Source organism: Thalassococcus halodurans, from assembly GCF_900108225.1.
GTDB classification, from domain to species: Bacteria; Pseudomonadota; Alphaproteobacteria; order Rhodobacterales; family Rhodobacteraceae; genus Thalassococcus; species Thalassococcus halodurans.
In genome coordinates this window covers 210091-229029 of sequence record NZ_FNUZ01000006.1, presented here as the reverse complement: position 1 = coordinate 229029, position 18939 = coordinate 210091, and the positions used below count along the sequence as shown (strand labels likewise).

The 18939-nt window shown below is 60.8% G+C and carries 18 protein-coding genes and 1 pseudogene; 3 read left to right on the top strand and 16 right to left on the bottom strand.

Annotated features, from left to right (window positions below; genetic code table 11):
- Positions 1-79: 79 nt before the first annotated feature.
- The 12 genes from C4S59_RS16990 to C4S59_RS16940 all read right to left on the bottom strand — a co-directional run bounded on the left by C4S59_RS16990 (position 80) and on the right by C4S59_RS16940 (position 11447).
- A complete protein-coding gene (locus tag C4S59_RS16990) occupies positions 80-4342 on the bottom strand; it encodes a strawberry notch family protein (protein WP_102875867.1) in 4263 nt (1420 codons plus the stop codon).
- Positions 4343-4444: 102 nt separating this feature from the next.
- A complete protein-coding gene (locus tag C4S59_RS16985; RefSeq protein WP_043754116.1) occupies positions 4445-4597 on the bottom strand; it encodes an antitoxin PaaA2 family protein in 153 nt (50 codons plus the stop codon).
- The gene (locus tag C4S59_RS19735; RefSeq protein WP_009819683.1) at positions 4587-4751 is read right to left on the bottom strand and encodes a hypothetical protein; all 165 of its coding nucleotides are present in this window, start codon (positions 4749-4751) and stop codon (positions 4587-4589) included. Before C4S59_RS19735 ends, C4S59_RS16985 begins: the two co-directional genes overlap by 11 nt.
- Positions 4752-4845: 94 nt before the next feature.
- Complete coding sequence (locus C4S59_RS16980; protein ID WP_024099306.1) at positions 4846-5364, bottom strand: type II toxin-antitoxin system YhaV family toxin; 519 nt, start codon at positions 5362-5364, stop codon at positions 4846-4848.
- Positions 5361-5687, bottom strand: coding sequence for a type II toxin-antitoxin system PrlF family antitoxin (locus C4S59_RS16975; protein ID WP_005668772.1), 327 nt, complete (start codon positions 5685-5687; stop codon positions 5361-5363). The genes C4S59_RS16980 and C4S59_RS16975 overlap by 4 nt, the downstream gene beginning before the upstream one ends.
- Positions 5688-5811: 124 nt before the next feature.
- Positions 5812-6465: a DUF6927 domain-containing protein gene (locus tag C4S59_RS16970; protein WP_043872250.1), complete on the bottom strand. Its 654-nt coding sequence runs from the start codon at positions 6463-6465 to the stop codon at positions 5812-5814.
- Positions 6465-7058 (bottom strand): hypothetical protein, encoded by a 594-nt coding sequence (locus C4S59_RS16965; RefSeq protein WP_043872249.1) that lies wholly within the window; start codon positions 7056-7058, stop codon positions 6465-6467. The genes C4S59_RS16970 and C4S59_RS16965 overlap by 1 nt, the downstream gene beginning before the upstream one ends.
- Before the next feature lie 76 nt (positions 7059-7134).
- Positions 7135-9117, bottom strand: coding sequence for a ParB/RepB/Spo0J family partition protein (locus tag C4S59_RS16960; protein WP_043754129.1), 1983 nt, complete (start codon positions 9115-9117; stop codon positions 7135-7137).
- Between the two features lie 154 nt (positions 9118-9271).
- Positions 9272-9661 carry a DUF3768 domain-containing protein gene (locus C4S59_RS16955; protein WP_043754131.1) on the bottom strand — a complete coding sequence of 130 codons (390 nt, stop codon included), beginning with the start codon at positions 9659-9661 and terminating at the stop codon, positions 9272-9274.
- A gap of 88 nt (positions 9662-9749) precedes the next feature.
- Positions 9750-9959: a DUF6330 family protein gene (locus tag C4S59_RS16950; RefSeq protein WP_043754132.1), complete on the bottom strand. Its 210-nt coding sequence runs from the start codon at positions 9957-9959 to the stop codon at positions 9750-9752.
- A gap of 23 nt (positions 9960-9982) precedes the next feature.
- Positions 9983-10921 (bottom strand): ArdC family protein, encoded by a 939-nt coding sequence (locus tag C4S59_RS16945; protein ID WP_103911592.1) that lies wholly within the window; start codon positions 10919-10921, stop codon positions 9983-9985.
- Positions 10922-10961: 40 nt separating this feature from the next.
- Positions 10962-11447 carry a hypothetical protein gene (locus C4S59_RS16940; RefSeq protein WP_043754136.1) on the bottom strand — a complete coding sequence of 162 codons (486 nt, stop codon included), beginning with the start codon at positions 11445-11447 and terminating at the stop codon, positions 10962-10964.
- A gap of 444 nt (positions 11448-11891) precedes the next feature.
- Between C4S59_RS16940 and C4S59_RS16935 the strand changes: the two genes are divergently transcribed.
- The gene (locus tag C4S59_RS16935) at positions 11892-12242 is read left to right on the top strand and encodes an MbcA/ParS/Xre antitoxin family protein (protein ID WP_027264271.1); all 351 of its coding nucleotides are present in this window, start codon (positions 11892-11894) and stop codon (positions 12240-12242) included.
- Positions 12242-12754 (top strand): RES family NAD+ phosphorylase, encoded by a 513-nt coding sequence (locus C4S59_RS16930; RefSeq protein WP_043754138.1) that lies wholly within the window; start codon positions 12242-12244, stop codon positions 12752-12754. The genes C4S59_RS16935 and C4S59_RS16930 overlap by 1 nt, the downstream gene beginning before the upstream one ends.
- A gap of 174 nt (positions 12755-12928) precedes the next feature.
- Here the strand turns inward: C4S59_RS16930 and repC are convergent, their stop codons facing one another.
- The 4 genes from repC to C4S59_RS16910 form a co-directional block, all read right to left on the bottom strand.
- Complete coding sequence (gene repC, locus C4S59_RS16925) at positions 12929-13984, bottom strand: plasmid replication protein RepC (RefSeq protein WP_103911591.1); 1056 nt, start codon at positions 13982-13984, stop codon at positions 12929-12931.
- Positions 13985-14224: 240 nt separating this feature from the next.
- Positions 14225-15193, bottom strand: a complete 969-nt coding sequence (gene repB, locus C4S59_RS16920) for a plasmid partitioning protein RepB (RefSeq protein ID WP_223229246.1) — start codon at positions 15191-15193, stop codon at positions 14225-14227.
- Positions 15193-16392, bottom strand: a complete 1200-nt coding sequence (gene repA, locus C4S59_RS16915) for a plasmid partitioning protein RepA (RefSeq protein WP_043754158.1) — start codon at positions 16390-16392, stop codon at positions 15193-15195. Before repA ends, repB begins: the two co-directional genes overlap by 1 nt.
- A gap of 342 nt (positions 16393-16734) precedes the next feature.
- Entirely contained in the window at positions 16735-17643 is a 909-nt protein-coding gene (locus C4S59_RS16910; protein WP_043754160.1) for a recombinase family protein, read from the bottom strand.
- Positions 17644-17869: 226 nt separating this feature from the next.
- Here C4S59_RS16910 and C4S59_RS16905 point away from each other — a divergent pair.
- Positions 17870-18931 (top strand): annotated as a pseudogene (locus tag C4S59_RS16905) (hypothetical protein); the annotation flags it as partial.
- Positions 18932-18939 lie beyond the last annotated feature (8 nt).

Below are 18939 nucleotides of genomic sequence, written 5' to 3'. Positions count from 1 at the left end.
ATTGGTCAGCGCGCGCCCGGAAAGCGCAGATCGGCCAAATCCCATCCACGCCGCCCGACCGGAAGCTCGCTTTGACTTTTCAGGCGGCTTGTTCTGCCACCTTGGCGACTCGCTGCCCCACGATCCGGGCCAGAATGCTTCCCGTGTCGATCCCGTCCCCATGCGGCAGGAACACACGCAACTGGAAGGCGATGATCTCGGTGAAGCAGCCGAGCGCCTTGAGGCCATCGATCATGCCCCGATCCGCACCGCCCAACTCAAGGCGCATCTCGCCTGCGACCCGGCGACGGGTCAGGGTCAGACCCCGGCCCAGATCGACAGGTGCGGTGGTGCCGAGGGCGGCGGTCAACATCTCCTGTGGCGTTTGCGGATTGGAGACGAGGAAGCGGGCGCGCAGCGAGGCCGCCCCTTCCTCACTCAGCGTCCGCCCGATCATGGCCGTCGCCCCGTCTGGCGTGACACGGTAGATCCGCTCATTGGTGGTCGGAATGTCCTTCCAGATCGGCAGCAGCAGCCCGGTCAGCAGGTAGAGCTTGGTCGTGGTGGTTTTTGGCAGGGACGCAGCCTCGGCCTCCCAAATCTGCGCAAATTCGGGCCTGTCGATCTCTTCCCAAGCCGAGGACTCAAACCGTGCCTCTTCGAGATAGCTCGACCCGTTTGGCCGCACCGCCTTGCGCATCAGCGTGACAATGTCCTCGTCATACATCTGCATGGGCCGCGCCGAGATGAGCGCCGCGCGACCGGAGGCGCGATTCACCATCGGCAGCTTGTCGGGATTGCGCGATATGGCCTCTTCGGCGACCAGGACATACACTGGGTCCGTCACCTCAAGTCCGATAATCCGCGTCACGGCGCCGGATTTCGGGCAGGTCCAGAGATCCTCGGTGGAGACCTGCTCGATCTTTTCGCCACGTAGGGTTTCCACGCCGAGATCGAGCGTGCCCGCCGCGCGCGCCCGCTCAGACTGATCGGCAATCCGGCGCATGAACTCGGCAAAGAGCGCGTTCTGCATGTGGATGGGAAGGGCAAGCACCCGGTTGAGAAACCGCTGGATCGGGGGAAGCTCTTCGAGCAGCACCCCGTCCTTGTCGATCAGCCGCAGGGCCGTCCAGTCGGTGAAGCTCTCGTAGCTCATCGCCTCGGCGCGCCCGGCGGCAAGATCGGCGAAATACCCACGCAGCGCCGCTCGCGCGATCGGGCTTTCGAGATTGTCCTCCTCGCGGAACATGCCTTGCGAGCCGGTCTCGCGCTGGCCCTTGGTCAGGGCCCCCAGCTGGTCGAGGCGTTTGGCGATCGTCGAGGTGAAACGTTTCTCGCCATGCACATCGGAGGTGCAGACCCGAAAGAACGGTGCGCTGACCTGGGCCGAGCGATGCGTGCGGCCGAGCCCCTGGATGGCTGCATCCGCGCGCCAGCCGGGCTCCAGAAGATAGTGCCGCCGCCGTTTCTGGTTCTTCGCGGTTTGCGCCGCATGGTAGGACCGGCCCGTACCGCCCGCGTCGGAGAAGATCAGGATATCCTTTTCGCCGTCCATGAAGGCTTGGGTCTCGGACGAATTGCTGCTGGCGCTGCGCTTCTCGATGAAGAGATGGCCATCCTCGGCCTTGAGTGGCCGGATGAACCGCCCCGTGACTTCTGCCACGGCCTCATCGCCAAATGCCCAGAGGATCTGATCGAGCGCCGAGGGGATCGGCGCCAGCGTCATCAATTCCATCATGGCCGCGTCACGCAAAGCGAGCGCCTCGCGCGAGACAACGAGCGCCCCGGTCTCATCCCGCAAGGGTTCCGCCACCATATTGCCGTCGATCTCCACGAGCTTTTGCGCATGGATCGGGAAGGCCTGTTCGAGGTAGCCCAGAACATAGTCGCGCGGCGTCAAGGCACCCTCGACGAGTTCATCCTCCGGGTCCATCGCCTCAAGCCGACGCTTCAGCAGGCTCTCGCCTGTCGAGACAACCTGGATGACGCAAGCATTGCCTGCCGCCAGGTCGTCCTTGATCGCACGGATGATGGTCGGGGCTTTCATGCCCATCAGGAGATGGTTGAAGAAGCGCTGCTTCGTGCTCTCGAAGCGGGACTTGGCCGAGGCGCGTGCGGCCGACGCATTAGTTTCCCCCGAGGCGTCGTTGACGCCGGTCGCAGTCAGCGCCGCTTCGAGATTGTGGTGGATCATCCGAAAAGCACCCGCGTATGCGTCGTAGATCTCGATCTGGGCCGGGGTCAGCGCGTGTTCGAGCACGTCATACTCCACCCCATCAAAACTGAGGGCACGCGCCGTGTAGAGCCCGAGCGTCTTGAGATCGCGCGCGACCACCTCCATGGCAGCCACGCCGCCGGCTTCCATCGCAGAAACGAAGCTCTCGCGGCTTGGGAAGGGGTATTCGGGGCCCTGCCCCCAGAGCCCCAGCCGCGCGGCATAGGCGAGGTTGTGGACGCTCGTCGCACCCGTGGCCGAGATGTAGAAGACGCGAGCGCGGGGTGCTGCCAGTTGCAGCCGGAGGCCAGCAAGGCCCTGCTGGGAGGGTTTGACCCCCCTGCCCTGCTCGGACCCGGCCGCGTTCTGCATGGCATGGGCCTCATCAAAGGCCAGCACGCCTTCAAAGTCTTCGCCCATCCAGGCGAGGATCTGGCTCAGTCGCGTGGTGCCGCATTTGCCCGCGGACCGCAGCGTGGCGTAGGTGACAAATAGGATGCCGTCGCCCATCGGGATGGACTGGTCCGGTTTCCATTTGGAGACCGGCTGGATGTCGGCGGGCGAGCCGCCGAGATCGGTCCAGTCGCGGATGGCGTCCTCGATGAGCGTGGCGGATTTGGAGACCCAGATCGCCTTCCTGCGCCCGGCCAGCCAGTTGACAAGGATGAGCCCCGCGCATTCGCGCCCCTTGCCGCAACCGGTGCCGTCGCCGAGGAAATAGCCAAGGCGATAGGCACGTGCATCCGGGTCATCATCGGCGCGCGTCAGCTTGGTCTGGTCGTCATCGATGGTAAACCGACCGGGCAGGTCGCGCCCATGGGCGTCATGCGCCATGATGATGGTTTCCAGCTGCGCCTCGGAGAGGTGACCCTCCTCGACCAACCGTGCGGGCAGGCGCAAGTCATCACGACCCGTATTTGAGGGCATGGGCGGGGCAACCGAGGCCATGGCGATGCTCTCGACGAGCGGGGTGGGATGTTCCTGCGCACCCGCGATCTCGATCCGTTGCGGACGGTAGCGCGCATAGATGTCCGAGATGGGCGTGTTGTCGCGCGGGATATCAAAGCTCGTGAAAGTTAGCGGGACAACGGCATTGGCCCGAGGCTTGGAGGCGGCGACAGGCGCAGCGGCGGTCTTGCGCGGAGCAGAGGATGGAACGGTCGGCCGAATGTGCGGGATCGCTGCTGCCCGTTGGGCGGGGTGCATCTCAGGCCGGGTTGCGGCCACGGCGTCGACAAAAGGAAGGGCTTCATCCAGATCGCACACAACGGCGCGGATCATCTCGCAATCCTCCTGCACCTTGTCGAAGATCATGAGCTGGGTTTCGACAGAGGTGCCGAGCTTGCGATAGACCTGTCCCGGCATCGTCAGCGCCAATCGCGGCGTCAGGAGACCGCAGGCGCGGGACCAATGCGCGGCATCGCGTTCGGGCGTGAATCCCGGCGGCATGATCGCCACCAGCCGCCCGCCGGGTGCCAGGCGCTTTGCAGCCGCGATGAGATGCTTGGCGGCGATGTGCTTGTCTCGGGAGCGATCGACCGAGGAGGCGAAGGGCGGGTTCATCACCACGACCTCGGGTAGAACCGGCGTCTGCAGCAGATCATCGATATGCTCGCCGTCATGGCCTGTGACCTCGCCGCCGAAAACCGCGCGCAGGAGGCGCTGGCGAAAGGGGTCGATCTCGTTGAGCAGAAGCGTGGCACCGGCCCGGGCGGCGAAAGCAGCCAGGGCACCGGTGCCAGCCGAGGGCTCCAGAACGGTCTCGCCCTTGCGGATCGCCGCGGCCCGCAAAACCAGCGCCGCGAATGGCAGCGGCGTGGAAAACTGCTGTAGCCGGATCTGCTGCTCTGACCGGCGGGTTTCCGTCAGGAGCCGTGAGGCAAGTAGCCTTGCAGCGGCGGTGTCACCTGCCGCGCCGTTCCCACGCAGCAGCACCTGGACAGCCGCTGCCTGCATCATGTCATAGGCCATGCGCCAGTCCCAGGCGCCACCGGCATCGCTGCCATGAAACGTCTCGCGCATGATACGCGCGAGCGCTGAACTGCGCAGGGGCTGGTCATCGACCTCCGTGCCGATTTGCGCGAGGGCAGAGGCGAGATCGGCTTCGGAGATTGCGAGAGCCGGGTTGGCCGTTCTGGGTTTGGACATGGGGATTTTCCTTTGGATCAGGGTCTGAGTTCCAAAGGACAAAAAGCCCGCTTTCGCTTTTCAGGGTGACGTAGTCAGACCGCGCCGACCTCAAAGGCTTGGTCAGGACTTGGGTTCGACCTGCCGCTTCGCATCAATCAATGCCTGTGCGGCCTGCATCACCTGAACCTGAGATGTTCCCGAGCGTGCATCCTCCAGCGCGGCCTGCACCTGCGCGCAAAACCACGTGTCATAAGAATTCGCTTCAGCGGCCACGGAAATGCTCCTCGAGCCCGATATCCAGCAGCTTGCCGAGGTCATCGGGCATGTCTGCAACGCGCACAGCAATTGGGAAACGGTGCCCCGTCAGGTCAGGCGCGCATTGCTCCTCTAGACCGAGGTGCTGCCTATCCTTTTCCGTCTCATTCATTGTGCTTTCTCCGACCGCATTATCAGCCGATGCTACATCTTCGATCGTGGCGTCGTAAATGATAATGCCAAAGGGTCATAGCAAGCTGGCCCACTTACCGATCGGGCACCGCTTCAAGGGATTTCTCGAACCGCTTGCCTGCCGCTGCAGCTTCTTTCAAGAGCGCGTCGAAATTGTCAGGTGGGTTGCCATCTTCCAGCATCCCTTTGAACGTCGCATAGGCATCCGTCTTGCTGCCATAGGCGCGCAGGGTCTTGTCGTCGTTCACCCATGCCACCACGATGACCTTCGCATCGCTGTTGAACCGGTAGAACAGCCGATACTGCTGGAAGAATTTCGCCCGGAACCAGTGCTTGCGGTGATCGCCGAGTGTGCCGCCTTGCCGGAAGGCGGCGGCACCCGGATCTGCAGGTATGGCCTCGGTGACCAGCTTGAAGATGGCGGCCAGCCGTTTCGTCGGGTTTTTCTTGTGCCAGGTCTTGGGATCGCGAGCCTTACGCGCCTCTACCTCCTCGACCAGCCCTTCGAGCTGGTCCAGAAAGAGTGGGTGCGCATAAATCGACCATCCATTCACGACAAGGGGCGCTTGGGCGGGCACGCTATCGCCGCTCATTCATCCTCGAGCGATAGCGGCGCATCGAGATCGACATCAACGTCTCCGACCAGTGCTGCAAGACGGTCATGCAAAGCCCCATCGAAAGCCCGAATGCGGTCCGGATGCGCCTTGATATCGGCCTCGACAAAATCGAGAAAGGCTCCGAGCACGGGATCTTCCTCGTCGCTGCGCACGGGCTCGATATAGACCCTGCCACTCGGCTCGGTGCAGTAACGAATCTGGTCGCCCTTGCCCAGCTTGAGCTGTTTGCGCACACCCGCCGGCACGGTCGTCTGATACCGATCCGTGAGTTTCGAGACATCTTGTGCGAGGGCTGTCATGGCAGTCTCCTGAAGAAAAGGTTCTTTGCTGCCCGCGATAGGTAATGCATTTGCATTGCCTTGTCAAGACAAGCCGCAGCATCTGCTGTCGCCGGGCAGGTCGATGAACCGTCCGGCGCAGGACCTAATTTCGCCCCGCCAGGAACTCCGCCAGCACCGGGCTAGCCGCACCTTTCGCGGAGCTGAGCAGCTCCGAGCCCGCAAGCGAGGCCTTCGACAGGCGTACGAGCCCACCAGTTTCCTCGATGCGGTAGCAGCGGCGCTTTTGCCGCCCGCGCCTGTAGTGGGTCGCGGTGACAATCTGGCAGGTACTGCCATCGGTGAGCGTCACAGGTGCTGCGAGCTTGATCTTGTCGCCTTCCTCGTAGTCCGGGATCGCAGCCCAGTCCTGGCAGCGCTGGCGCCAGGCATGAGCATAGCTGTCTGGGTCTTTCAGCTCGGACAGCAGGGCCAATAGGCTCAGTGGCGCGCGGGATTCGACCGGTCCCGCGCTTTCCTCCATGTCCTTGTAGCCCCAGCAGCCGTCATCATATCGGGTAAGGAATACGGCGGCGAAAGTGATGGAGCCATCCGCATCGGTGACATAGGTCGTGTCTTCGACAGGGGTGCCGTCGATATTTGTGACCTTTGCCGCCGCGTACCAAGTCGAACCCACCTTGCAGGCTTTGACCAGTTCCGTCTTGCGCCTTTCGCCATGAGAGGTGCAGAGCCGGGCAATCTCCGCTTTCTCATCCGCGTAGGTCTGGACGCGGCCGTCGGTGTAGAAGAGCCAACCCATCACGCCGCCCTCCGGTCATCGATTTCCATCAGCGCATCGAGCGGCACGCGGTAGGGCTGCATGGCGTCGAAATCCTCGCAATTGCCGCAGTTCTGCACGATCGCGAAGGTGTCGCAGGCATCCTTGAGGATGACCCGGAAGGTGCCGCCGAGGCCCGAGGGCACCTCGTAGGTCCCGCCGATGAGATAGTCCGAGGCCCGGCGTTTGAGGACGCGGATGCTGTGGCCATCGGTGGCGAGCCGGATCGCACCCCGCCCCCGGTCGATGAGCACCTGCACGTCATCCAGGATGTCGGTGTAGAACTGGCCGGTCAGATCGCGAAACGCCATGCGGCGCTGCGCCATCCAGTCGGTGTCCCGAAACGGGTTCATGCCATCGGCGAAAGCAAAGGACGGATCGGCCTGCTCGGTGGTGACGATACGGGTGGTCGTGCCATCGATGCCGTTTGAGCGCAGATGCACGCCATTGCCGACGATGAGGATCAGGGCGGGCCTGTCCACGGGCCCGTTCCAGTTGGGCAGGAAGGTTTTGCAGGCGCGTGCATGGGCGATCTGCGCCGCAACAGCGGACGCAGAGAACTTGAGAATAGCCATGGGGATGTCTTTCTGTTCGGTTTGGAAGGGTCGACCCGCGCGGGCGGCATGGTCCACGCGCGGGTCGCGTGAGGACTCAGGCCGCTTGCGCGATGTCGCCGTCAGGCTCCGGGGTTTCCGCCGCGGGCTCCGCCTCATCACAGGCGACACCGGCTGTCTGCATCATGGGCGGGCACCAGGCGGCCACGGCAGCGCGCTGCGCGTCCGTGAGCGTGGCGAAGGGCTCGGCGAAGAGCTTGTCACAAAAGGCGACGATCTCCTTCTTGCTCGACGAGGCCAGCGTCACCGCCTCCTGGGCGAGACCCAGATCCTCGCCGAGGATCTTCAGGAGCCAAGCCTTCTTGAAGCGGTTGAAGAGCGCCGCATTCGGCGTCCAGTGGGAGCGGATGTCGGGCATGATCTCGATCTCGAACGCATGCATCAGGCTGTCGCGCTGGCGGTCCCGCGCGAAGCAGGACTGCGTGGTGCTGGCCGTGGCATAGGCCACGAGCTTGGCCTTTTCGCCTGCCTCCAGCGCGCGAAACGCCGCGAACTGATCGGCGGGCGCGCGGGTGTCATCGAGCCAGGAGAGGTCCAGCGCCTCATGCGCCGCCGCCACCTGCTCGAGCGAGGTTGCGTCGATCTCGTCCATCTTGGCATGGCTGCGGTATTCCTTGCGGGCATCGATCTTGATCGCCTGCGTGACACTCATGCCGCTGGCCAGAACGTCGCTCACCAGCTTGAAGAGCGTCAGATCGAGCGTAGCTTCCGGATGCAGCGCCATCGCGGCCCCAAGCGCCATGGCTCGCTCGGTCTTGAGGTCCTCAGCCAGTGAGGCCGGATAGGTGATTTCGCCGGCGTCTGGGGCCTCCTCCCCGGTCGGGCTAGCCGAGGAGCCGCGCGCGCCCTCCTTTTTGACGGTGTCTTCCGGGCGGACGAGGCCAACATGGAGGGTCACCTGCCCGCCCGACCAGGACGCGATTACCCCAGACCGCGCGAGGTCCTCGGCGCTGTAGGCCTCCTGCAGGTCGCGGGCTTCCTCTTCCAAGGCGTCCACGCGCTCGTAAAGCGCGTTGTAGGCACCGTCCTCGAGCCCCTCATCCTCCATCTCGAGCTGCAGTTTCTCAAGCTCGGCGGTGATCTCATCGATGCGCTTTTGCGCAGCCTCATCAGGCTCGATCGGGCCGGGATAAACGCGGCCGTAGTCGGCCATGGTCGCGTAATCATAGCGGACCATGGCATCGGCCCAGGCAAAGCCCAGCTTTATGCGGGCCTCTTCGGCGGCGGCACCGAGCTTCTCGAGCAGGATGGTCTCGACCAGCGCGGCGTCTTCGAGCACGGAATGCTCTTCCAGAAGGTCAGCGGCGACAGCGCCGCCCCGCGCCTCGTAGTCCGCGCGCACGAAGGCCCCGATATCGTCACTGACCTGCACGCCGCGGGATTTGAGCGCCTGGCGGACCGTATAGGCCTGCAGGTAGCTATCTTCCTTGGTGAGCGCCTCGAAGACTTCGCGCTGCACCTCCTGGCTCGGATGCTCCGCAAAGGCCTTCATCGTGTCGAGCGTGATCGTCTTGGCCCGGGCCGCGGCGCGGATGTCGGGGTGGATTAGGCCATAGCGCAACCGGCCTTTCACGGCCGCCACCGTGGTGCCGAAGGTCTTTGCGATCGTCTCGGGCGTCTGGTCGTCGACCTCCATCATCCGCGCGAAAGCCTCGAACTCGTCGATGGCATTCATCGGCGCCTGGGTGATGTTCTCAGCGAGCGACAGGGCCGTGGTGACATCGCAATCCTCTGGCACAAGACGGCAGTCGATCTTGGCCTTCGCCGTGAAGCCTTTCGCGGCCCTGTCCGCGACCAGCTCCTTCAGCGCGGCATGCCGACGGCCACCGGCGAGGACAGCATATTTGCCGTCGAGCTTCTGGACCATGAGCGGCTGCAGGAGACCCAGAACGGCGATGCTTGCCTTCAGATGGGCGATGTTCTCAGGATCATAGGTTTCCGGCGAGTTGCTGCGCACATTGGCGGGATGTGAGACCAGATCGCCGATGGCGACGGAGACGGGTTTGAAGCTTGTGGTCATGGCGTTTCCTTTTCGGTGGGTTTGGAGCGGCCCGCGCATTCAGATGCGCGGCCAATCCCCGTCTTCAGGGATCACCACAACAAAAGGCCCACTCTCCCTTTGAGGGGTCAGCGGGCCTTCATCGCCTGGGCTGTCAGGAGGGGTGTCCCCTCCCCTACCAGTCGCGCGCCAGCATGATGGTCAGCACGCGCATGGTGGTGGCGGGATTGTCCGGGGCCTCGGCGCCATAGCGGAAGTCGGAATCCGCTTCGTACAAATCCAGTTTCCAGAACACGGTCTCGCCGCGGACCTCGACCGCCCCGAAATCATGCCATCCTTCGGGATCGTTCTCGGGCTCGAAGGTCTCGAACATGCCCGTGGCCTTCACCGCCTCGGCCATGAAGCCGTCACCGGCATTCATAATTGAGCGGGTGACATGCATGCGGCCCTGAATAGACTGGGCGGTTGGCACACCGAGGCACGCGAGCTTGCGAAACGCGTCGTTCTGCGCTGCGATCACACTCGGATCAGGGCGGTCTGTCTGGGGTTGTCCTGTCATGGACATGGGGTGCTCCTTTGAGAAGTTGAAACACCCTTCCAAAAGCCAGCTTTTTCTTTTTCCCCCTGGCGGCAGGACAGAAGCAGAAGGGGCCCTACCCGAACAATCGCTTGGGTCTGTAATTCGGGTTGGGGATGGTTTCGATCCAGCCGCCTTGGTGCTTGATGGTCTCAAGTGCCGCCGAGAGCGGATAAGCGCCCTCGGACGGGCTCCACCAATAGGCGCCGTGCTTGAAGGTGATGATCTTGCGGCGGCCGTCGTTGAAGCAGGCCACCCGCAGCGTCTTGGGTTCCTTACGTGACATGGGCGTCTCCGTTCTCCCTGTGGTCAGGCGGCCTTGGCTCGGCCCCCTGCCCTGCCCGCCTCCGATCTGGCGATCAGGTAATCACAGGCGCGCTGCGCATCCGCGGCGTGCTTGAAGATCGCACCCTTGTCCGACCGAAGAACGCGCAACCAGTTATGGAGGTAGGCAGCATTCATCTCGAGCGTATGCGCCGTAAAGCCGAGCGTCTGACCCAGGAACACCGAGGTCAATTCCGCGACGATCTCCTCGCGCGCGTAAGAGGTGTTGCCAAACTTCGAGAACCCGAAATCACGGTTCAGTCGATGCCGGGCCTTCGTGGCATGGGCCAGCTCATGCGCCCAGACCCCGTAGAAATTGCGCGGGTCCTGGAACCGCGTGATGGATGGCATGTAGACCTTGTCCACGGGGGGCAAATAGTACGCCTCCGTGCCCGTGAAGACGGTCGTGATGTCGATGGCATCGAAAAACGCCTGCATGTGCGGGATGGGCTCGGACGGCGGATACTCGGGCGCGGGCTCCGGGTCTGGGAAGAAGCTGTCGGGCAGGCCATCGATCTGGCAGGCATTGAACACGCGGTAGGATTTCTGGAAGCGGAAGATGCGGGCTTCCTCGGAGCGATCATCGCCATCGCTGCGGTCGTCCTCGCCGCCCGCGTCTTTCCGGCTTTGGCCGTAATAGACGACGACAGAGGATTTCTCGCCCTTGCGGACCTTTGCGTCCAACGCATTGGCCTGAGGCAGAGTCATCCAGAAGGGAGAGCTGTGGCCCGCCATCACGGTCCGCATCGTCAGCAGGAAGTTGTTCACCCCCTGGTAGGGTTCGCCGCCCACGCGCAGGGGGCGTGAGCTGCCGCCTGCGGTCCAGGGCTTGCGCCACGGCAGGACGCCGCGCTCGATGATGCGGATGATTTCGTTTGTGATGACCTCGGAGGCATCGAATTTGGGCGTGGGGGATCGGGCCATGGCTGGCCTCCTTTCGAATGTTTGTGAGAGGGAGTGGTGATCAGATTGACTGACGGGGCCGCGGATCGTTGACGATCCTCGCGCCGAGCCGCTCGACCGTGTCGATGTAGGTGGTCAGCGAGACGCACCTGCCGGCACCTGAAAGGTCAGGATCGACAGATCTGTCCCGCGCCACCCGCGGCAAGTTCGCGAATGCGATAACATCGGTGACGGGTCGGATATCGATGAACGGGGTCCCTCGTGCGACCGCAAGAGCGGCCAAGGGAAAGCGTTCGATCGGCGCGAAAGTCGACACTGTGGTCCAGCCGAGATGAAGGAACGTCCCACCCTCCCCGCAGATCACATGCGCGTTTGGCAATAATGCCGCCTGCCTGAGGTAGCCAAGATCGCGCAGGACGGTCTCGCGCTCGAGTTGCCGCGATAGCGCCGTCTGGCCAGTTCTGCGCAGCTCTCTATGCCGCCACCAGGAGGCGGCGGTTGTGCGGAGCACGCGCAAGACACCTGTTTCCATTAGAATGCCCTTCATTAGGAAAGACAGACCGGAATCCGGTCCGGACCCATCCGAGGGACCCCAAAGGCCCTCATCCGTCAGTCACAAAACCCGAAGGACACTTTTACTTTTCAGCAGCCAACTGGTCCGGGGTAACGGCCGAGGGTCCGACACCACCGCGGACCCCAGTGACGGCATGCAGTAAGTGGCGGTTTCGATCCAAGATCGGCAAGCCATATCGGCAACTCCGGCCCGACTGCTGCAGTCTTTCTCATATTATCAATAGCTTATCTGACGTTCTCGATCGGCAAAAGCGCTCCAACGGTGACCTCTCAGGCCCAAAGATCAGGATTTGCTTCGTTCAGAGCACTGCAGCGTTACGGATAAGCACGGGAAACGAAGGCGCAGCGCCTCCTGTCAGCTTGAATTTCAGCGATGTTGCCGCTATATACCGTCAGTATCACCGTAGGAGCATAGATCATGCACATCACGAACTTTGCTGAAGCTGGGCAATTCGAACCGCGCAAGATCGCCGCGGTGCTACGCACATCAGCAGAAGAGATCGCATTGACCGTCGGCTTGGGCAAAGACGCGTTGCAGAGGCGAGCCCGCATCGGTTCGGACAAGACGCAGCGCCGCCTGCGCGAATTGGTAGAGGTGCTGAACAAAGTTGAGCCCCGCTTCGGCTCGGAACTGATGGCCTATGCATGGTACCGGTCAGAGCCCCTGCCCGGCTTTGATGGCCGGACAGCCATGCAGCTGGTGCAGGAAGGCAAAGCTCAGCAAGTTCTGGAATACATCGATGCGGTCGATGCGGGCGTCTTTGCCTGATGCCGCTGAAAGATGGACGCTACACAGGGCCACTCTATCGCGCCCTGAACCCGGTCTATGCGCGTGAACCTCTGTCCGGACGAGGCGCTGAACTCTATGGAGGGCGCTTTAACGCCAAGGGCACCCCTGCCCTCTACACCTCGCTGGATCCCGCGACCGCTCTTAGAGAAGCCAACCAGGTAGGCAGCCTGCAACCCACGATCCTGGTGTCCTACAAAGCCGACCTTGGGCCTATTTTCGATACCCGCGATCAGGACAAGCTCGAACGGTATGGTGTGACCGAGGCGATGCTTGCCGACTCTGCATGGCGCATGAAGATGCTCGATGGCCAATTGGTACCGACACAGGAGCTAGCACGCGCCCTTATAGCAGATCGGTTTGCGGGGCTTCTGATCCAAAGCTTTGCGAAGGGTGCGTCATCAACGGACTTCAACATCGTCCTGTGGGCCTGGACTGCCAACAAGGGTTCTTTGGAAGTGGTGGATGACGAAAAGCGGCTGTCGCGCATGTGAGTTGTGAGACTTGGTGCCGGATCTGTCCACCGCGGTGGACATCGGCGGGTCGGAGGTACATGGATTGACTGTGTAGTATCGCCCTAGTGGAATTTGGCTCTGTCGCTTTGATGCATGTGGCGAGACCGCGCGTCATTGGACTAGTTGATGGCCAGACGTCCACCGCGGTGGACACTAGGCGGTTTGCATAGCAGTTTTGGATAGACGCTTGATCAAAGCCACTGGATCAAACTGGTCTTGACGTTGGCCCAAGGTGATACTGTGAAAGTACGCTCCAAAATCCCTGATGCGTTGTCCAAGTTGTAGCATGATGAAGATCGCGCATGACGCTTTCTGAGCTCCTACTGCATTCTTGGCTTTCTCAAATGTTTCTGGGTGAATCCCCATCATGGGTGCAAGAGTTCGAGCATGGTTTTCAATGTCCAACCAGTCTCTAAGTCTCTCTGTGGAGAACGATGTCGCTTGATCGCAGACTGAGGTTAGCAAGTCTGGTTTCAGAGCTTCATTGCCTGTGTTGCTATCTAAATCTTTTTTTTCTTCTTCAGACATAGATTGGTGCCGGACAGTTTGTCCGTCATTGGCGGGCAACTCCACAGTTTCTGGTGGGTTATCTGGGGTATACAAAGTCTGGCATTCTTTGTCCGTGTCGGCGAGCAGCGCGTGGTATTCGGTAAGGCTCAGCTTCCTGCGTAGAGCTCTCCGTGCGTGGTTGATGAATGTGTTGCTGGGATCATGCTCTTCCAAATGGGCGAGCTTTGTCAGGATCTGTTTGCGGACAAATATCCGATCCCGCCGGTTATTTTCCATCTCATGTGCGATGGCGATAAGCTCGCTCGCACGTTGGAGGAGGGGGGTTAGAGACAGTCCATAGCTGATGCATTCCCCGCTGGATGAGCGAACGCGGTAGCGCTTTCTGTTCGAGCTGTCATTGCGTTTGATGAACCCGAGTTCGACGAAGCGGTTGATGTGCCTGCGGAGTGTCCGTTCGTCGATTCCGCCGACGCGCTGGCAAATCGAGTCGTTGGACGCGAAAACCGTTTCGCCATGGCCGGGCTTCAAGAAACTGAGCATGGCTTGAAGTGTTTGGATATGGCCAGGACGCAGACCGAATACGCTACGTGCATCTCTTAGTGCCCTGAAGATGGTCCAGATGTCGGTTTCAGCCGCAGAAATTGAGCCGCGTGATGAATCAGCATCAGCGGTTCTGATCGATAGTTTTGTAAATGCCATGGTTTCTTCACGACGACCGTTCGGCCCACAACTTCCCAGTCTCTTCCCGAGATTTCGCTCAGAAAAAGGCAATAAAAACCCGTCCACCGAATCGGTGACTCTTGACCGGTTTGCTGGAGGTTGCTACATCATGAGTGCTAATCGAATGATGAGGGCTCTCCAGGGGAAACTTTGGGGGGCTCTTTTCTTTCTGGTCTTCGCTTTTCTCCTCTGCTCGAGTTACTCTGTGTGGCTCGGGGCTTAGGACCCAGAGCCGCTCTCATTCCGCCACTGTTCGAAGAGCTTCAAAAGCGCTGCCTCCGCGCGCTCTTCGATCCATTGGCCGAATTCTGGGTTGTCCTTCTTGGTGATCTTGATAGCGATCGTTTTCTGGTCGACTGTCAGCGTTCCCACAGAGCTACCGTCCCCATCTTTGACAACGGACGTTAGGCTGCGGTTGGCTTGCTTCTTGTCGCTACGCGCCTTGTTCGAGCAAGCCGAGTAGACTGCCTGAAACTTATCCGCGCTTGGAGTGTCGTCGGGCAGGGCGGCGATCACCTCTTTGGCTGTGTTCACCAGATCTATCTTTTTCGACAAAGCGGCCAGGTCACCCCATTGCCGTCGTCCGATGCCATGTGCCGGCCCGATCAGCTGTACAAGCCCTTCTGGCAGTTGCTCTATGACGACGCGATGATTGGACACGCCCTGCCGTGTCAAGCCGAGAGCATCCTGAATGACGTTTGGCTTGTAACCTGATTCCTGCATCTCTTTGATAAAAAGAGATTTCTCAATGAAAGACGGGTCTAGTCGGAGGTTGTTCTCTTGGCCCTGTGCGATCAGAGATGCGTCGTCATCCAGGCTTCGAACGATCGCCTTGACCGTTCCGCCGACCATGCGGATCGCTGCGAGCCTGCGTCGTCCGTAGATGATACGGTATCTGTCCGGTTGCGCTGATGGACGGACCATAATTGGTACTTGTTGTCCATGCTTGCGAATGCTTTCGGCCAACTCATCAATACTGGAATCCTCCAGCACCAACCGATCGCGCAGACCATCCATGTCAATCTGATCGGGCTCGATGTCACGGATCGAATTCGCGGTAATCTCGCGCAAAGAGTCGCGCAATCCGCCAACAGATCCTGGCAGTTTTGCTGCTTTTGGCGGGGTAGGGGAGGGGGCCGCGCTCTCCTTCTCGTCCTTTGGAGGCTGATTGAAGATATTTCGGGCCATCAGCGACGCCCCCATGCCATTTGGATTGTCTGTTCCAACTCATCTCCAACGCCATTCACGCTGGTCAGAGCGCGATCAATCGTTTTTCTAATGAATTGGCTCGGATCAACTTCGTAGACGGTTTGCTGGGTCATACCGGCGTCCGAGATTGCTGTAGATTTCAGCATTGGCTCAGTCATGACCTGTCCGGCCAAGATCGATCTCAGGTAGCCCGCCATCTGGGTCTGAGGCCCGTCCGACGGCTCGTATCTCGTGATCAAGAACTTTACGAAGTCCCATGTAACGCGCCTGCCAATGGCTTCTTCGACAGCCTTTACCGTTTCCGAAGCAAGTTTCAGGAACTGGCTCATTGAAGCAATGTCGAGCATGCCAGGCACGACCGTTACTAGGAGTCCCGTCGAGGCTGCCAACGCCGTTAGGGTCAGAAAGCCAAGTTGAGGTGGGCAGTCGATCAGAACGATGTCGTAATTCGCCTCTACTTCCTCAAGCGCTAAGGCAAGACGCTCCGCAAATATGGGTTGCACCCGGCGGGCGAGGGCGTTTGCCGTCTCAGTTTCGTATTCCGAGAGCATCAGGCCCGCTGGGACCATATCGAGCTTATGGAAGTAGGTTTTTTGGATGACGGCTGAGAGCGGAACTTGTTCCTCATATCTCAGGGCATCATAGATTGTGCCGCCTTCGGCGAACTCGAGCTCTGGCCGAAAGCCGAAAAAGGTGGTCAAACTTGCCTGCGGATCGAGATCCAAGACCAACACTCGGTAACCTCGCAAAGCATACCGTTGTGCAAGATGGATCGTTGCTGTTGTTTTTGACGATCCGCCTTTGAAATTGACGACAGATATCACCTGGAGACGATCGCCTTCACGTCGACCGGGGCGGTAGCTTTCTGCGTTCTTTCCGGTGCGCCCCAGAATGTCGCGCAGCTTATCGATCTCTTGGGCTGTGTAGAACCGGTGTCCGCGGTTGTCTGTATGAACTTCCGGGAAGCTGCCGTCCTTGTGCCGGTTGCGCAGGTTAGATGTGCTAACGCGCAGGAGGCTGGCAACTTCGGTAGAACTGAATCGGCGCAGGGACTTTCGTTCTTCGGGCTCGAAAGCGATCTTCATCTGGCGATCCAAAGATTCAGCCAGATTGTCGGCAAATGCTCCGATGTCGGAAGAGCCTATGCCTTGCGCGTATCCAACGTTACGATCATCCATGTCCTGCCGCCCACTCTCGGCCTCTGTTGAGGCTCTTGGTCATTCTGACGGTGTACAGCGCGACTGACGCGTTTTACCGTCAGAATGGGAATGCCACGATCAAGTGAGTCCGGCAAGAAGAATCTAGATGTAGTGTGAAAGTTATCCACAGCACCAATACGTACAGTCACATCAAGATAACTGCAAGTTGTTGATTTTATGGTGATAAATCCAAAAGACCGTGCTTCAAGCCATTCATGGGGATTGTTTGGATGGTATTGGCTAAACCCATGCAACCAATGGCACAATTGACCTTCTGACGGTGTTTAGAGCGATAGATTCAGCTGTTTGAGCCTCTGCTAGTTACAGTTGGGAGTGAGCCGATTCTGATGAAATTAGGCCAAGCCGCTCCGCTCGTTCGAGCAACATTTTGACCGAAGACGGCTGCCAGCTGGCACGACCTCGAGGGGTCCGTTCGCGCATCGACTCTAGCCGATCGCAGATCGCCTGCAGCGTGATTTCGGGGTCCGCGCCTTTGATCGCTGCGACGATGGCCGGCAGGCGGTCATCGGTTTCGCGGCGTCCGGCGCGGCCAAGCACCTCGGCAGGAAGGAACCCGTCGCGCACATATGCCTTCACAGCGCGGAGCAGTCGGCCTTGTGTCCAATGGTGATCTGGGGGCAGGGGGGCATTGATAATTCGCAGCACGTCTTCCCAAGCCATATCGGGGCGCAGGCGGCGCACATGAGGCACCCAATCCTGCGCGGTCTCGTTCAGGCGTTCCATATAGCCGTCCTGCCGTGCCAGCCGCACCTTGCGCAGCGCGGCGGGATCCTTGGCGCGTAGCCCTGGGTTGCCGCCTACGCGCCCTTTGGCGCGCGCAGAGGCAAGCCCGGCCTTTGTGCGCTCGCGGATCAGAGCGCGTTCGAACTCAGCCGCAGCGCCCAGAACCTGCAACGTGAACTTGCCCTGGGGCGAGGCAGTGTCGATCGGGTCCTGGAGCGAGCGGAAGAACGCCCCCTTTCCCTCCAGTCTTTCGATCACCTCCAGCAAGTGCGACAGAGATCGCGCAAGCCGGTCGATCCGCACAACGACCAGCGTATCGCCGCTCTGGACGCGTTCGAGCACGCGTGCCAGCACCGGTCGCGCGCGATTGCCGCCCGAGGCGTGCTCTTCAAAGATCTCGGCGCATCCCGCAGACTGCAGGGCCTCAGACTGGGGCAGGGGGGTCTGATCCTCTGTGGAAACACGGGCGTAGCCTATCAGGGGCATGAAAACGGGCCGTTTGCAATTTTATGTATCATCAATAAACGACCGTTTGTAAACGAATGCAAGTAAGTGCTCTCTCGTCGTGCTCGTCCAAAAACCCTTGGTTTCCTTGTGCTGAGCCCGATCTGAGAGGTTCCGCCGACAGCCGCGCACGCGTACCATATAAAGAGCGTGGGCAACTGCATCAAAATCACTTGGGTAATGTGCAAAAACACAGTATTTTGCACATATGAGACCACAGGCCTCTACTTTGAATGATGATTTTGACGACCCCCTCATCACAATCGAAGGGGAGGAAGAGGCTCGCGAGGATGATCTCTGGTTCCTGCCTGGGCCACTCGAAGAAGAGCCGGATGATTTGCCTCCCGGGCCGCGGGCAGAACCGCCCGACACTGCTGTCATCGAAGACTGGACAAGGGCAGAGGGGCTTCACGCTGCGCGGCTGGCCCGCGTGGCTGGACGCCTGGGGGCTCTGGATGACCGGCTGCTGCGAGGCCCGGAAGGTTGGCGGCATCGGCTCGCGTTGATCGAGGCGGCGGACCTCAGTTGGTTTGCAGGGGATCGGGTGAGTTTTGATCGTCTGGCGCTCTGGGTATCGATGCGGCTGTCAGGTGCACAGGATGACCCAAATGCGCTGGCACGCGCCCACTGGGCTGTTCGACGCCTGACAGGCGGTCCCGGACCGGAGGCCGATTTGGCCGCCTTCCTGGATCGCCGCGACCCCGAGAATATTGAAGACAGCGCTGAGCGTTTCGGGGATCGCGCAGGCGGATGGCTGGACGTCATGGCCGCTGCGGGCGACTTGCATCCAATCACGCGGGCTTGCATGGGTTTTCATCTCTGGGGCTTGGCGGGCCTCGGTGGGCACGACGACCTGATGGAAGCCGCCGTCACCGCGTCCAGGATCGCGGCCAGCGACGGAAGCGGCGCCATCTTCGCACCGCTCGCCATGGGCGGGGCAGGGGGGCTGCGTGTCTCGGGCTTGCCACCCGAACGCCTGGCCCACTGGCTGGATGGGATGAACAGCGCAATTCTAACGGCGACGCGAACACTTGACGATATCGAAGCGTGGACCGCGCGCGCAGAGACCATCATGGCGCAATTGTCTGGCCGCACGCCGGTCGCCTTGCGAAACACTTTCTCTCAATGGCCCTTGGTCTCCGCCCCAATGGCTGAGTCCATGACCGGAGCCAGCCGCGCCGCCGTTCAGCGCAATCTGGCGTGGATGGAGGAAAAGGGTTTGACCCGCGAAGTGACTGGGCAGGGGCGATATCGGATGTGGCGCATCGATACCGAGGG